Below are 15,732 nucleotides of genomic sequence, written 5' to 3' on the forward strand. Positions count from 1 at the left end.
TAAGTATTGGAAGAAAATACTAGTAATATATGATAAAGCACCTCATTGGGTGCTTCTCTTCAGCATTTCAAAAGGGCATTAGCTATCAACATGTCAAACTTACGGATATCTACACCTTTATGCAGCCTCACTTTGATATGACCTGCCCTTGTCCACAGCTCTACCTCTGCCGTGGTATCAAGAAATCCTCCTGCATTCTCAGTGGACCACATATTAATAGAGGAATACGGCAAAGAGTAGATCTCTACCTTTTTCCCTGTGAAGCCTTGGGCATCTCTCACAATCAACCTTTTATTTGTAAATATAGCACTGTCCCGAAAAGTTTTATAGGTAGCTAGCGCCATTTCCCCCGTAACGAGCAAACCTTCAACATCTTTTCTGAATGGGGCATTCTTAAACAAAGACCCACTCTAGCATGCTTTTCATTTCTGTTGCCATTTCTACATTTCCCCCAAATATATGGTAATCGTACTGTTTATTCGACATTTACGGGGGACGATTGTTAATCATTGAAGGGCTGCCACTTGGCAGTCCTTCTCCCCGCTAACGGGCGTTTTGCTTAACTCAATTCTTATGAAATTATATCTGAGCATTTGGTATAATAAGGTCGGTTTGCATTGAAAAAGGAGGCTTACTATGACAGAGAATCTCATTGAACGAGCTGCGGGGGGATTAGTTCTTCGCGAGACGCAGACAGGATTACAAGCCCTACTCATTCACGATAGATATGGACATGTGGGGTTCCCAAAAGGACATCTGGAATCTGGAGAGACGTGGGAGGACGCTGCTGTCCGAGAAATCTTTGAAGAAACAGGGATTAAATCAAGAATTCTTTCACCGCTTGGCGATGTTGAATATCCTATCATAAAAAATGGGCTAACCATTCGAAAGCAGGTCCGCTTATTCCTTCTAGAAGCCATTGAGGAACAAGATGAGCCTGTTCACCAGGCTAGCGAAGTTAATAGTGCTGAATATTTCGCTTGGGGAGATGCACTTCGACTTCACATGGAACGAGGCTATATTGACTTGAATTGGGTGTTTGATAAGGCTAAAGCACTTTGGGATTGGCATCGTGAAGCTAACTGGGAACGATAGCGCAATAACCAGCGAGCAACTCACGCGGCAGATGCTCCCTGGTTTCGTTATAGTAACGGGCAGCATTCCAGACGATAATGGCTGTATTAGGTTCTATACAAGGCGGTGGTATGTTAGTTAGTGCATTTCTTGTTCAAAGATCTAAGTTATCGGCAGCTCAATTAATTACCTACGGGATGATTGTCATGGGTACAGGGCTTGGATTAATGGTTCTGTATCCGCATCTTGCCATTACAGCAGTAGGTATCCTTGTATTTAGTTTAGGACAAATTTCTTTGAATGTAGGGATAGCTTCGTTAATGCAAACCAAAGTGCAGTATACGTATCAAGGACGTGTTCAGATGACCTTTCATTCCGCTCTTATGGGGGCATTGACAATAGCACTAATAGCTTCAGGATGGATGTATCAATTCATTCCTTTACGAGTACTTGTAATTAGCGGTGGAGTAATTATTATATTAGGCGGATTGTTAAGTAGTTGGCTGTTCTCTTACGGGCAGCATACAGAACTCGCAGATCATTCTGTTTAATACTTTAGTTGATATGCAAATTACTTGTATCCGTATTAATTAGACACTAGAAGATATCAGAAGAAAAGTATCTAATAGTCTAAAATTCTGGGTAATAACATTTGATTGTTGTTCAACTAACGAATGAACGTTAGTTGAATAACCAGAGAACAGATTGTCGTGGCCGGATTCTCATAGCCACAAACTTTTAGTAAGGGGTCGATTATTCTGCTATATAAATCAAGAAAACTCTTAGTATACTTAGTGATTATAGGTGTAACATTCTGGTTAGCGGGGATTGTTAGCAGTGGGGTATATTATTTTAAAGTAATAAGATATTTTTTTCTGTATTAATATCAATTATTATGTAGAGGAATTGAACGGTCATTAACAAAAGAGCCGCGACACTAGTCCGCGACTCAATATTTGATATTCATCTTTATACATTACGCTGTTTTTGCTGTCTTTGTTGTCTTTACTGCTTTTGCTGTCTTCTTATGTACAGCTCCTGCCTTCTTAATTTTGCTCACAGCCGGTTTTTTTGATTTAGCCTTAGTTGTTTTCTTAGCATGAGTTACGGTTTGTTTTTTTTGAACAGCAGTTTTTGTTGTAGCAGCAAAAGCAGAACCAGTGAAACTAAACAGCAAACAACCGGTTATTCCTAACACTAGCAACTTCTTCATGACGTTCTTCACCTCTTCCTCTAGCTCATTTCACTTACTTCTTGAGTATTATTCGAAATCATTAATTTTATCTGTGAACAGCCTTAAAAGAAGATAAAATTTTCTTTAAAACCGTGCATCTATCGATTTCCATTACCCAGCGGGGCAACTTGGGATCTTGACACTAAGAGAAGTTATCGTATAAGGGATGAATTAGCAGCGGTCTTAAGACACCATGAGATTTTCGAAAAATAGGCTGCTTATTCCTAATTATGGTAATATGAATTATGGAAGTTGATAATCATGTTGTTAAAAAAGGGAGCTTTTTATGGATCATAAAATGAATTTGCTTTACGGAATATTAGCTGGAGTAATTCTACTTTTTTTAAATAATTCTATTGCACATAATACAATAAAAAATCTTTTCGATAGCATGCCAATTGCCTATATTACTGTTAGAGGCATGCTCAATATTGTATCTTTTATTGGTATTTTGACGGTGGTTTTTTGTTCAATAGAATTGATAATAGAAGTACTTAAATTCAGAAAGCAAAGATGACCTTTAATTTGTTCAACATTAAGGCAGCTGGCACGATCGGCTGCTTATGTCTGTTGAAGTAGCGGGCAGAAGGTGTTATTACTCTTTGAGGAGGGTTAAGTTGCTAAACTTAAATCAAAAGAAAAAGATGCTTTGGTCATTCTTTTTTTTCATAGCATTTTCGATTATTGGTCTAGTATTAATATTTAACGGTTTACTACACGGCAAGGAAAATGCAGTCAATAATTCAAGACCCAATGGAGCATCCAGTTGGAGTACTTCCGATGAAGCAATAAAAGCTTTTACATACTTACCAATTTTAAGCGGTGTGTTGTTGCTTATACTCGCTATAATCATTTTTACAATTACCTTTTATTTTTGGATTAAGGATACATCAAATAATCCATAAAAGGTGTAGCAGTGAAAATCCCTCTTATTATTTTCGACTTTTAAGGGCAACAAAAAAGGCACCTGAAAAAAAGAAAAAGGCAAGAAACCAGCCAAAAGCAGGCGCTGAGGGCCAAAGATTTTTTCCTGCAACTGCAAATCCTAAGGAAGCCACTCCAAACATACAAAGAATTGATGGTTTCATAAATGTCTCCTTTTTTAAAACTCCTTCAAAAAATTCCATAATCTGTATTGACGCATCGTTGTAGGAAAAGTTGCATTTTCCAAAAAAGTATATGTAGGAACTCGAAAAAGAGTCGCACAGAAAATCCGTACGACTCTGTAAAAACTTTCTGTTATCGTGTATTCTTCCGCGTCCGCCTTGCCAGTTACCGTGAAGGCATTTGCTGATGTTGACCTTGCCATCCTCCACCTTGGTGGCCCTGCCATTGACCAGTTTGACCATGGCCTCCTTGCCACTGACCACCGTACCAACCATGATAAGGCATTGGATAATGATGTGGTTGGTAATGCGGATATGGAAGCGGGTAAGTAGTAACAGGTTGATGATGCATATGCGGATGATAAGGATTAGGATAATAGTTTTGGCTGTAACTCACTGAACAATCTCCTCCTAATTTTGATACATCAACCTATGTGGAATTGTAATAAATGGATGCTTGACTTTAGCTATTTGGGCGTGATCGATGCTGCTCTTTTTTATAAAGGCACGAAGTTCGCGACTTTTGCGGTTCGCTGTAACCGTCCTAAGTCGATTTACCGTATTGGCCGGGAGAAATCCCGGTAATTTTTTTGAATGTACGTATAAAATTGGCATAGTCGTTAAAGCCGGACATATGACAAGCCTCGGAGACAGAATGTCCCGTGGATAGCAGCTGTTTGGCCTGGGCCACCCGTTTTAACAAAATGTAACGATAAATACTTCCTCCTGTCTGAAGCTTGAACATGCGGCTGAGATGAAACTTATCCACAGATAATGCTTTGGCGATTCGATCTAAGGTCAGTTCATCAAGCAGGTTATTGTCGATGTAACTCATAACAGATTGAATCAAGGAGGAAGTTATGCTCGGTATAGTCGAGCTGGTGCTCCGGAAAATATCATTCGTTAACACAAGAATTTGGGTCAGATACGAAAAGGAAAGCACATCGCTGCCATAGGTGTTTTTTTGATCCAATACGTCTATAAGCTTAGCTCCAAGTGACATGTACGCTTCGATTTGCGCCTCGTTTAGTTGGACAATATTGTTCAGACCCGGTTTATGATTTTGGAAGCAGGAAAGCAAATTTGTTTTGGCCGAGCAAAACGGCAGGACCCTCTGCGGCTTAAAATGAATCGTCATTCGCTCGTACGGATGGGACGTTAGATTGAATATTTTGTGGATCTCATGATTGTTAATGACGAGGAGATGTCCTCTTTCCAAGGGATAGCAGTATTGATCGAGAAATAAATGGATTTCGCCATTCAAAAAAAGGAAGATTTCGTAATTGTCATGAAAGTGAAAATCTTTATTGGGTACAAACGTGGTGTTGGAGTAGTGCGCCAATAAATCCTCTTCCAAGTACTCGTGTTTTGAATTCGGCATCGTGATCTTCCTTTCCCTATGCATGGCTATGAATTCAATGTAATACAGAATACGTGAAAGTTCAATGACGCAAGAAGCGCAATATATGTCCCAATAATCGCAAAGAAATTGCTTAAATTTCATACTAATCTTATAGAGAGGTGGGATTTCGTAAAGCAAACAAAAAACGAGAAAGTGGGAATAAAGATGCTGCAAGCAAGCGATCAGATCTGGTTAGAGCATGTCATTCAAAAAATAGCAACGAAGATGGACTGGGTAAGCGAAAAATCTAGACACAAGATTCCTTATACGACGATTAACGGCACGCATGACAACCGGATCGTGGACAACCCGCTAGGTCAGATTACAGACGGAATCAACTGGTGGACGAACGGGTTTTGGGGCGGAATGATGTGGCTCATGTATCACGAGACCGGCAATGAAAAGTATAAAGAAATCGCCAATTATTCGGAAGCGGCGCTGGATGCATGCTTTCAGCAATATTACGGGCTGCATCATGATGTTGGATTTATGTGGCTGCCTACAAGTGTTGCGAATTATAAAGTAACTGGAAATCTGGACTCACGAAGAAGGGCGCTGCATGCGGCCAACTTGCTTGCCGGACGCTTTAATTTGGCTGGAGGCTTTATCCGGGCATGGAATGACAACGAAGGCGGAGATAAACGTGGCTGGGCAATCGTAGATTGTTTGATCAATCTCCCACTCTTGTATTGGGCTACAGAAGAAACGGGCGATCCGCGATTCGAACAAATAGCGATGAAGCATGCGGATACGGCGATGACGGCATTCATCAGGCCAGACGGTTCCGTTAACCATATCGTTGAATTTGACCCGTTCCATGGCGGTGTAGTGAAAACTCACGGGGGGCAAGGCTATGAAGAAGGCTCCTCTTGGACACGTGGACAGACTTGGGCTTTGTATGGGTACATGATGAGCTATATGCATACGCAAAAGGAAGAGTATTTGCATACGGCCAAGCGTGTAGCCCATTATTTCATGGCGAACATTCCGGAAAATGGCCTCATTCCGATTGATTTCAGACAGCCGAAAGAGCCTGCCTACGAGGACTCTACAGCTGCAGCCATTGCAGCATGCGGATTCATTGAAATCGCCAAGGTCGTCGGGCCGCACGAAAAAGATGTGTATCTTAACGCCGCATTGAAGCTGTTGAAAATACTGGATGCGTCGCGCTGTGACTGGACAACGGAATCCGATTGCATGTTAACAGGCGGTTCAGCTGCGTATCATCATAAGGACCGGCATACGTCAATCATTTACGGCGATTACTATTTCATGGAAGCTATTTTCAAATTGAAGGGAAATGATTTGTTTCTGTGGTAGGACGGCTGAAAGGATGGCAACGACTGGCGGCAGATCGAAGAAAGAGCGTATTTCTTACGCTCATCTTTTCTTACATGATCATTTTGCTGCTTCCCGTTACGATTGGCGCAATATTTTATACCCGGATTGAAGCAATCATGATTGAAAATGCCAAAAATTCGAATATGGCCATGCTGGAGCAGGTCAAGCGGACGATGGACAGCCGTATGAAAGAAATCGATCTGTTGACGCAGCAGATTGCATTCCACCCCAAGCTTCTCACGTTGTTCGATCAGAGACGGGATGGATCCGCCCAACAGAGCCTTTCTTCGTTTATCGATTTTATGGGTGATATGTCACGATACAGATCGGTCAACAGTTTCATGGACGATTTTTACGTCTACTTCAACACGTCAGACATCGTTCTTTCCCCGAAAATGAAAACGGACTCAGATACACTCTATGACAATATTTATCACTATAAAAACCTGACCTACGAGCAGTTTAAGGGGCAAATTTTGCTTCCTTATCATGCCCGTTTTTTTTATCCGTCTGAGGAAATGGCGGTTGGTTTGGGACATACCAAGCGAATGATGACATTCGTGCAGTCGCTCCCCATTGGCGAAAGGGATCGCGTTGAAGGAGCATTTGTCATTTTGATTAATGAAAATCAGATCACAGAAATGTTAGCCAGCCAAGGTATGCGTGATGAAACGGTGTTCATTCTTGACGCCGACGGAACGGTATTGATGCGTAAAGCCGGGAATGAACAGGAAAGCGGCGAAATCAGTTCCTATTTGAAGGAAACGGACATGATGGTTACTTCGGCAACTTCCAATCAAAACGGATGGACCTATGTTTCCGTCGTTCCTAAAGCCGTTGTGCTATCACAGGTTAATGCGGTGAAAATGTGGGCAATCATGGTCGTCCTGCTTTGTCTCGCCGGAGGCGGAGTCGTGTGCTACTATATGGCGTACCGTCACTACCGGCCGATCCGGGATCTCGTTCACGCCGTCGCTCGGGGCGGAGACGCGCATGCAAGAGCCATCCCGAAAAACGAATTCGAACTCATAAGAGAGACGCTTCATACATTGTTCGAAAAAGAGAAGCATCTGGAGACGACTTTGTCCCGCCAATTGCTCGTTGTCCGCTCGGATTTCCTTTCCCGGCTCATTCGTGGTCATGTCGATGCGGCCGTGCTCACGGAACAGGATCTCCAATTTATGGACGTGCATTTCGAATCCGGGCTGTTTGCCGTCCTTTTGATTGATATTGACGATTTCAGCCAATTTTCCGGGCAAACCACCGAACGCGAGTGGGCGCTTGTGCGTTTTATTTTGTCCAATTTGAGCGTTGAACTGCTTGAGCATAAAGGCTATTTGATTGAATTGGATCGCGACCGGCTAGCTTTTCTCGTGAACTTGCCAATGGGCAGCGGATTTGGCACACGCATGGAAATGTTCGTCGATGAGTTGAAGGACATGATGGAAAAGCGGTTCAAAACTAAAATCAGCATTAGCGTCAGCGACGTTCACGAGGGGATCGCAGGCATACCTGAATGCTACAATGAAGCGGTTTTTGCGATGGAATACAAAATGATCAAAGGGCAAAATTCGGTCCTGTATTATGCAGAGGTGCGGGAGCTTGGCCAACCGACGTACTACTATCCGATGGAAATGGAGTCTCAGCTCATGAATGTGGCCCGCAGTGGAGATTTCGCCAATGTCGAGAAAATATTGGATCGTCTGTATGAAGCGAATTTCCAATGGGGCGGCATCACACCGGAGATGGGAAAATGTTTGTTTTTCGACCAGTTTAGTTCGTTGCTCAAATTATCCGGTTCATTAAAGATCGATCAGAACCTGGTTTTGGGTGGCAAGTGCGATCCGGTGCGGATCATTTCCGAATGCGCCACCGCAGAACAGATGGTAGATCAAATCAAACGGCTGTACAGGCGGCTTTGCGAAGTAGTCCAAGAAGAACGAACCGGCAATGGCGAACAATTGTACAGGAAAATAACGGACTATATCCAGGCACATTTTCAAGACGGCATGCTGAGCCTTACGACGATGGCCGATCATTTCGACATGAACGCCTCGTATCTTTCCGCTTTTTTCAAAAATTACAGCGGGAGGAACGTCAGCGATTATTTGACGGAAATACGTCTGAACACATGCAAACGCCTGTTGGCGGAGTCGACGCTGACCGTCTCGGAAATCGCCCTGCAAGTCGGATATGCCAGTAACATCGGATTGACCCGCATGTTCAAAAAAGCTGAAGGAATTACGCCCGGACAGTATCGCGAGGCGATGAAACACGAATCCGGATAACTGATCCAAAAATCAGATAACGGCTCATCCAAAAAACGGATAACCGATATTGAAAGCGTATTCTACCCTTGCAATGGCCTGCTTGTTATGGTGGAGTAAGGCCGGAAGCGGTCATACAACGTTTGAAATGACAGAGGAGGATAAGGTATGCAGAACATGGCAAGTCAAAAGAAATGGGCTGCAATGCTGCTGACGGTACTCACGGCCAGCTCTTTAATCGCGGGGTGCTCCGGCAGCAAGAACGCTGTAGAGCCGAAAAATAGCTCGAGCATAGGCGGGAGCGGTAACACGCAAAACGCAGGGGGAGAAAGCAAAGGCGAAGTCGGTTACCCGGCGCAAATGTCCTATTGGGTGCCTTTGGACGCCAACGTTGCGGCAACATTGAAAAACTTAAGCGATGTAGGCATGTACAAGAAGCTGCAAGAAGTTACAGGCACGAAGGTGGAATTCAAGCATCCGAGCGCGGACTCCACACAGAGGACGGAGCAGCTCAACCTGATGCTGGCATCCAAAAATTTGCCCGATGTTATTGAATATACCTGGACAGAAGTTAGCGGCGGTCCCGAAAACGCCATTCAAACCGGTACAATTCTCAAATTGAACGATTTAATCGATGCGTACGCTCCGAACTTCAAAACATATTTACAGGAACATCCGGATATCGCCAAAATGATCAAAACCGACAATGGAAGTATCTATTCGTTCCCGTTCATTCGCGGCGACAGCAAGCTGATGGTGTTCTACGGCCCGATTTTCCGCAAAGATTGGCTGGATAAAGTCCACATGGACGCGCCGAAGACCATCGATGAATGGGAGAAGGTGCTGACTGCCTTCCGCGACCAGGATCCGAACGGCAACGGGCAGAAAGATGAGATTCCGTTCTTGCTCAAATACAATGAGGTACGCGATGCTACCCGCAACGCTTTAATCGGGGCTTGGGGTATTGGCGCTCAGTTTTATCAGGTGGACGGTAAGGTGAAATACGGAGAAATTCAGCCGGAATACAAGCAATTTTTGATGACGATGCGCAAATGGTATCAAGAAGGCTTGATCGACCCTGATTTTGCGGCCATGGATGCCAAACTGATGGACGCGAAAGTGACGAGCAACAAGCTCGGAGCGTTTTACGGTCTTAGCGGCGGCAACATCGGAAACTACTTGGGACTCATGAAAGATAAGAATCCCAACTTTAACTTGGTCGCTGCGTCTCATCCGACATTGAAGCAAGGCGCGACTCCTGTGCTAGGGCAAAAGGATAAGCCTTACAAAGGCGTTGGCGCTGCCATTTCGGGCAAAGCGAAAAACCCTGAGCAAATCGTCAAATGGCTCGATTACGCTTACAGTGAGGAAGGCCGTCTCCTGTACAATTTCGGAGTTGAAGGAAAGACCTACGAAATGGTGAACGGTTATCCGACCTACACGAAGCTCATTACAGACAATCCGAGCGGACTTTCCATGGTTCAGTCGATGGCCCAATGGATGCGCTCCAACTATAGCGGCCCGTTCGTACAGGATAAGCGCTATGTCGAGCAATATTATAAGCTGGATCAGCAGAAAACCGCCCTTGAGACGTGGAGCAAAGCGGAAAATGCGATTTTGATGCCGCCGCTGACGTTGACGGCGGAAGAAAACAAACGGTTTTCTTCAATTATGAACGACGTGAATACGTATGCCGAAGAAATGGGCTTGAAATTCATTATGGGCGACGAGCCTCTAGATAACTTCGATAAGTTTGTCAATACTTTGAAAAAGTTTGGAATCGAAGAAGCCGTTAAAATCCAGCAAGCGGCCCTGGATCGTTACAAAGCAAGATAAACGAACGGGGGCTCATCACTATGGCGAAATTACAAATCAATTCGACACCGAAGAAGTCCGGGATGCCGGCAATGGATCGCCCAAGCTTCGTGAAACGCGCAGCGAACGATTTCAGAATGAACAAAACGATCTATCTCATGCTACTTCCTGTGGTCGTCTATTACCTAATCTTTCATTACGGTCCTTTGTACGGTTTGCAGATCGCTTTTAAGGACTATTCGCCAATGAAAGGCTTTGCCGACAGCCCTTGGATCGGTTTCAAGCATTTTACGGCGTTTTTTGACAGCTTTTATTTTTGGCGTTTACTGCGCAATACGATATTGTTAAGCGTTTATAGCCTCATTATGGCTTTTCCGGCAGGCATCATTTTGGCGCTTTTATTGAATGAGATCAGGAGTCGCACGATGAAACGGGCGGTCCAGACGATTACGTATATGCCGCATTTTATATCGCTTGTCGTTATCGTCGGTTTCATGGTCGATTTCTTGGAACGGAACGGTTTGATTAACAATTTGCTGACCTCTGTTTTCGGGATTGACCCGATTCCGTTCATGCGCCAGCCGGAATGGTTCCGTACGCTGTATATTGGCTCGGATATTTGGCAAAATGTCGGCTGGAGCTCGATTATTTTTCTGGCAGCGATCAGCAATATCGACCCGTCCTTGTATGAAGCGTCCCGAATCGACGGAGCCGGTCGTTGGAAGCAAACTTTGCATATTACGATTCCCGGCATTATGCCGACCATCATCATTTTGTTAATTTTGCAAATCGGTCATTTCATGTCCGTCGGGATGGACAAAATATTGCTCATGTACAATCCGGCGACTTATGAAACGGCGGATGTCATTCAAACTTACGTGTACCGCAAAGGGATTCTGGAAGCGGATTACAGCTATAGCGCTGCCGTAGGGCTGTTTAATTCCGTGATCAGTTTCGTGCTTCTCATACTGGCCAACGCCATAGCCAGAAGAACGAGCGAAGCAAGGCTTTGGTAAACGAGGGGGGGGCCATTATGAAAAGAAGCTTCGGTGAACATTTTTTTGACATCATCAACGCAGTGCTGTTAATTTCGTTGTCGATCATCACGATTTATCCGCTCATTTATGTTTTGTTCGCATCGTTTAGCGATGCCTCCTTTATCGTGCAAAACAGGGGATTGCTGTTCTATCCGCACGGCTTTACGACTGAGGCCTATCGGTTGGTGTTTAAAAACCCGAATATCGGCACGGCGTATTTGAATACTTTGTTTTACGTTGCCGTAGGGACAGCTATGAACATTTTACTCACTTCGCTCGGCGCATACGGCTTGTCCAGGAGAAACGTCATGTGGAAAAACGCCATCATGTTCCTGGTCGTATTCACGATGTTTTTTGACGGCGGACTCATTTCGATGTACATGTTGGTCAGCAATTTGGGGATGTTGGACACCCGCTGGGCGATCCTCATTCCTTCGGCCGTCAGCGCGTTTAACTTGATCGTCATGCGTACGGCCTTTCAAGCCGTGCCCGTCAGCCTGGAAGAATCGGCGAGAATCGACGGGGCGAATGATTGGACGATTCTGTTCCGCGTCGTGCTTCCGCTGTCTATGCCCGTCGTGGCCGTCATGATTTTGTTCTATGGGGTGTCCCATTGGAATGCCTGGTTCTCTGCGACCATTTATTTGCAAACGCGCGATTTGCTGCCTTTGCAAATTATTTTGCGGGAAATCCTTATCGCCAACGATACGAGCAGCATGCTGACAGGCATTGATACGGGCGATAAAGCGAAGATTGGCGAAACGATCAAATACGCAACTATTATGATTTCCACCGTACCCATTTTGTTTTTGTACCCGTTTTTGCAAAAGTATTTCGTCAATGGCGTCATGATCGGGGCCGTGAAAGAGTAATGCATCCCATATGCAGGAGGAAAATATGCATGCCTATGAATCAAGCTGATTTCTTCGGTAGTTGGGATGAAGCAGCCGGTATATGGCTGGCGGCGGGCAAATGGCAGTATGCCAAATTTCCTGAAATGAAGCCCGTTGAAGATTATGTCAAGCTAGGGGATTATGACAACGCGCAAATCGCGCTGCTTAACTATTTCAAGCAGCGGCAGACGCGAACAGCTCCGCCCTATAAGCATGACGCTGCCAATGCCAAACTCGCGCCTCTGCTTGCCGACCAGATCATTCCTGTACTCAAAGAATCGTATTTAGATACCTTCTATGTGACCCAAACACCCGCTGCCTTTTCATTCGATCTGCTCACCAATGTCAAAGCAGTGGCCGGCGCCGACAAAGTGATCAGCTTTATGCTTATGGGGCGCCATAAAGGTACGGAACCCGCCTACTTTTACAGCAGCCAGCATGACCGCGTCTCCTTGCCGACTGAGCTGTGCCGGCCCGTTCTAATCGTTGACTATACCGATCAACAGGGGGCGCAGTCCGTTCATCTCGCTCCGAGTATGGATACGTTTATTCGGGGGTACGATGACACCAATCACAGTCAAGAACCGCTGCTGGAGGTGCTGGAGTCCGGCGCACCGTTCGATGAGCATACGCGGAAGGCGTATTTAAAGTTTGATTTGTCCCGAATCAGCGGCAGCGTTACGTCAGCAACCCTGCGCTTATCAGGCTACACGCATGCCGAGGAGCCCGTAGGTGTCATGCTGTTTCATACAGGGGATAATGCCTGGGATGAAAACACGTTCACGTATCGTCTTCACAACGGCAAGACCTTCTCTTGGCAGGGGGTGAACGGAGGTACGGATTGGAGGGGACCGGGCGAACCGGTCGCCGATAACCAGTTCGCGATGCAAATCGCCAACTTTACGTGGCTGAATCCGCTTATCGCCGAATACGCCGCAACGAACAATGAAATCTATGCGGCCAAATATATCGATTATATGACCGACTTTATCCATGATGCCGAGCAGTACGTCACTCCGGGCCCTATCAGCATGGGAGCTGGAACTTTTCCGAAATGCTTCCAAGCTTCGCTGCGGGCTGCCAATTGGGTGGACGCCTATCATCTGTTGAGAGGCAGCCCCTCCATGAATGCCGCCGATCATACGATAATTCTGAAGGCCATGTGGAAAATGGCGGCGGCTTTGTCAACGGATGACGGCTATGACCCCCGCAACAATCACGGCATTTACGAGACCAAAGGTCTGTACAGCATTGCTGTCTATTTCCCGGAGTTTACCGATTCGTCCGGTTGGATCGAATTAGCTAATATCCGGTTAAACGCCTTGATCACCAATTTGAATTTTAGCGACGGTTCTTATTCGGAATCGAGCTCCAGCTATTCGATCGGCGCTGCAGATTCTTTTATGGCGATTAAATCATTTGGCCGTTGGAACGGGCACAGCTTCAGCAAGACCTTTGATGCCTATCTGCGGAAAATGGGCTATTACATCGCCGATCTCGCGTTTCCGGACGGGTATCTCCCCCTTTTCGGCGATGGAAGCAGCTTGAATGCCAGACTGACGATTAAGCGTTTGGGCGAGCTGTATGCGGATGATGTCCTGCTGTACCTAGGCACGGGAGGGGAGCAAGGAACTCCGCCTGCACATACGTCATCGATCTATCCGGTAAGCCAATCTGCCACCATGCGCAGCGGCTGGACGAAGGATGCCCGCTATTTATTTATGAATGTCAAGCAAGAACGCTCCCACAGGCACTCCGATGACAACAGCATCATTTACTATGCGCACGGACGGCAGTTGATCGTCGATCCAGGCACCTATTCGTATAGCGATGAGCCGGTTTCCAACTGGTTGCGTTATTCTACAGAAGCGCATAGCACGGTGGAAATTAATCGGCAATCGCAAGACATGACCGAAGGCGTATTCCGGTACTGGACCGATAACGAGACATTCAATTTCGTAGAGGGCGTCATTTATAATGTACCCGGTTTTGTCTACCATCGTGACGTTCTTTTCTTGAAATCGTCCTTTACGATCGTTTCGGACTATATCCGCGCGCCGGAAGGCTTGCATGAGTATCGGCAGCATTGGCATTTCCTTCCTACGGCTAATCCTGTCTTGGATCCGGTCAACAGGCAGGTGCGGACGACCTTTCACGATCATCTGGGCGATATTCAAATCATCCCTGCCGACCCGGAGCAATTGTCTGAAGCGAAAATCAAAGACGGATACTATTCCAGTGCCTTTTATACCGTGTCAAAATCGAAATATGCAGCGTATACGAAGGCGAACATACAAGGAGATGTGACGTACGACACTGTCCTTTATCCGAATGCTGGCGGGGAAATACGCCATATTGAGGTTCGTCGGCTGGAGCTTTCACCGGCGGTACCGACTAAGATTGCTAGCGCGCTGCAAATTGACAACATAGGCGAAGAAGGCCGTACAGGATACTACTATCTGTCGCATGAAGAAGATCCGCAGGGGGCACGCCGATTCGACGTTTTTACTTTTGATGGAAAACTGGCTTATGCCCAGACAAACAGAAGTGGCCATATACGAATGGCTGTCATCAAATCCGGCAAAACCTTCGTACACAACTCGACGACGTTAATCTCATCCGGGCAGGTTATACATGACATTGCCGTAGAATGGGAAGGCACGGTCATCAAGATCGCCGGCTCGAACCTCGCTATTTCCGGTAAGGACAGCGCCGCTTCGGCTATTGCGATCTATGCCCCTGAAGCAACAATCGTACAGTTGAACGGGGAATTGATGACCGATTTTACCATTTGCGGTAATTTTATTTATGTATTTTCGGGATAGGTGGTTGAATGAGGTTGGGCAGACGGGATTAGGACCGGGACTCCTTGGGGGTTTCGGTCTGTTTTTTTTCACTTTAGGTAGTGGGATTAGTTCTGATAAAGAAGTATATTCCGGTATGTGGTAGTATTTGTTAAGTGAAAGAATGAATTTAGACCCTTCCCCCGTAGTAAAAAGCACAGACCCAAAAACAACTGAGGAGAGAAGAAAATAGAATGATTATTATGATAAACGGTGCTTATGGTGTAGGGAAAACAACTGTTGCCAACAAGTTGGTTGAACGAATTGAGAACAGTATGTTGTTTGACCCTGAAGAGGTTGGGTATATGTTACGCAATATAATACCGAGCGAAATAAAGACAGCTGAAGAAAAGACAGATAATTTTCAGGATATTGAAATCTGGAAATCGCTTGTTGTTCAGGTTGCCAAAGCAATAATGACGAAGTATAGAAGAAATCTGATCGTGCCAATGACTATATTTCATAAGGATTATTTTCAATATATTTTCAATGGCTTTAAGGAAATAGACCCACATACCTATCATTTTTGTTTGATTGCAAAAGAAGAAACCATTTATGAGCGATTGTTGCAACGTGGAGAAATTGAAGGGAATTGGTGTTTTCAGCAGATTAAAAAATGTACGGAAGCTTTTAAAGATAAGTGCTTTGAGAACCATATTATTACAGATAATGCAAATGTCGAAGATGTAATAAGTATAATTACAAAAGGACTGTGATACT

Annotated in this window: 14 protein-coding genes; 10 read left to right on the plus strand and 4 right to left on the minus strand. The window is 45.1% G+C overall.

All coding sequences use genetic code 11. The features are described 5' to 3' along the window. Positions 1-59: 59 nt before the first annotated feature. A complete protein-coding gene (locus AC3WRW_RS00555) occupies positions 60-344 on the minus strand; it encodes a PH domain-containing protein (RefSeq protein WP_492544270.1) in 285 nt (94 codons plus the stop codon). Between the two features lie 292 nt (positions 345-636). Between AC3WRW_RS00555 and AC3WRW_RS00560 the strand changes: the two genes are divergently transcribed. Together AC3WRW_RS00560 and AC3WRW_RS00565 are read left to right on the plus strand one after the other, a co-directional pair. Continuing rightward, positions 637-1,095 (plus strand): NUDIX hydrolase, encoded by a 459-nt coding sequence (locus AC3WRW_RS00560; protein WP_492543958.1) that lies wholly within the window; start codon positions 637-639, stop codon positions 1,093-1,095. Positions 1,096-1,172: 77 nt separating this feature from the next. Next, a complete protein-coding gene (locus tag AC3WRW_RS00565) occupies positions 1,173-1,625 on the plus strand; it encodes a hypothetical protein (protein ID WP_492543960.1) in 453 nt (150 codons plus the stop codon). A gap of 425 nt (positions 1,626-2,050) precedes the next feature. Here the strand turns inward: AC3WRW_RS00565 and AC3WRW_RS00570 are convergent, their stop codons facing one another. Further along, positions 2,051-2,287, minus strand: a complete 237-nt coding sequence (locus AC3WRW_RS00570; protein WP_492543962.1) for a hypothetical protein — start codon at positions 2,285-2,287, stop codon at positions 2,051-2,053. Between the two features lie 638 nt (positions 2,288-2,925). Here AC3WRW_RS00570 and AC3WRW_RS00575 point away from each other — a divergent pair. After that, positions 2,926-3,213 (plus strand): hypothetical protein, encoded by a 288-nt coding sequence (locus tag AC3WRW_RS00575; RefSeq protein WP_492543964.1) that lies wholly within the window; start codon positions 2,926-2,928, stop codon positions 3,211-3,213. Between the two features lie 27 nt (positions 3,214-3,240). On the opposite strand, the gene AC3WRW_RS00580 is transcribed toward AC3WRW_RS00575, so the two are convergent. Both AC3WRW_RS00580 and AC3WRW_RS00585 read right to left on the minus strand, forming a co-directional pair. After that, positions 3,241-3,657, minus strand: a complete 417-nt coding sequence (locus AC3WRW_RS00580; RefSeq protein WP_492543966.1) for a hypothetical protein — start codon at positions 3,655-3,657, stop codon at positions 3,241-3,243. A gap of 301 nt (positions 3,658-3,958) precedes the next feature. Beyond that, on the minus strand, positions 3,959-4,795 hold the full coding sequence (locus AC3WRW_RS00585; RefSeq protein WP_492543968.1) for an AraC family transcriptional regulator: 837 nt from the start codon (positions 4,793-4,795) through the stop codon (positions 3,959-3,961). Positions 4,796-4,981: 186 nt separating this feature from the next. Between AC3WRW_RS00585 and AC3WRW_RS00590 the strand changes: the two genes are divergently transcribed. From AC3WRW_RS00590 to AC3WRW_RS00620, 7 genes are all read left to right on the plus strand, one after another. After that, positions 4,982-6,136: a glycoside hydrolase family protein gene (locus tag AC3WRW_RS00590; protein ID WP_492544272.1), complete on the plus strand. Its 1,155-nt coding sequence runs from the start codon at positions 4,982-4,984 to the stop codon at positions 6,134-6,136. Between the two features lie 74 nt (positions 6,137-6,210). Further along, the gene (locus AC3WRW_RS00595; protein ID WP_492543970.1) at positions 6,211-8,445 is read left to right on the plus strand and encodes a helix-turn-helix domain-containing protein; all 2,235 of its coding nucleotides are present in this window, start codon (positions 6,211-6,213) and stop codon (positions 8,443-8,445) included. Positions 8,446-8,592: 147 nt separating this feature from the next. Then, positions 8,593-10,260 (plus strand): extracellular solute-binding protein, encoded by a 1,668-nt coding sequence (locus AC3WRW_RS00600; RefSeq protein ID WP_492543972.1) that lies wholly within the window; start codon positions 8,593-8,595, stop codon positions 10,258-10,260. Between the two features lie 20 nt (positions 10,261-10,280). Next, positions 10,281-11,255: an ABC transporter permease gene (locus tag AC3WRW_RS00605; protein WP_492543974.1), complete on the plus strand. Its 975-nt coding sequence runs from the start codon at positions 10,281-10,283 to the stop codon at positions 11,253-11,255. 17 nt (positions 11,256-11,272) lie between these two features. Then, the gene (locus AC3WRW_RS00610) at positions 11,273-12,148 is read left to right on the plus strand and encodes a carbohydrate ABC transporter permease (RefSeq protein WP_492543975.1); all 876 of its coding nucleotides are present in this window, start codon (positions 11,273-11,275) and stop codon (positions 12,146-12,148) included. A gap of 29 nt (positions 12,149-12,177) precedes the next feature. Further along, complete coding sequence (locus AC3WRW_RS00615; protein WP_492543977.1) at positions 12,178-14,994, plus strand: heparinase II/III family protein; 2,817 nt, start codon at positions 12,178-12,180, stop codon at positions 14,992-14,994. A gap of 191 nt (positions 14,995-15,185) precedes the next feature. Then, on the plus strand, positions 15,186-15,728 hold the full coding sequence (locus AC3WRW_RS00620) for an AAA family ATPase (protein WP_492544273.1): 543 nt from the start codon (positions 15,186-15,188) through the stop codon (positions 15,726-15,728). The last annotated feature ends 4 nt before the right edge of the window (positions 15,729-15,732 follow it).

This window comes from Paenibacillus sp. FW126-R14, assembly GCF_058789495.1.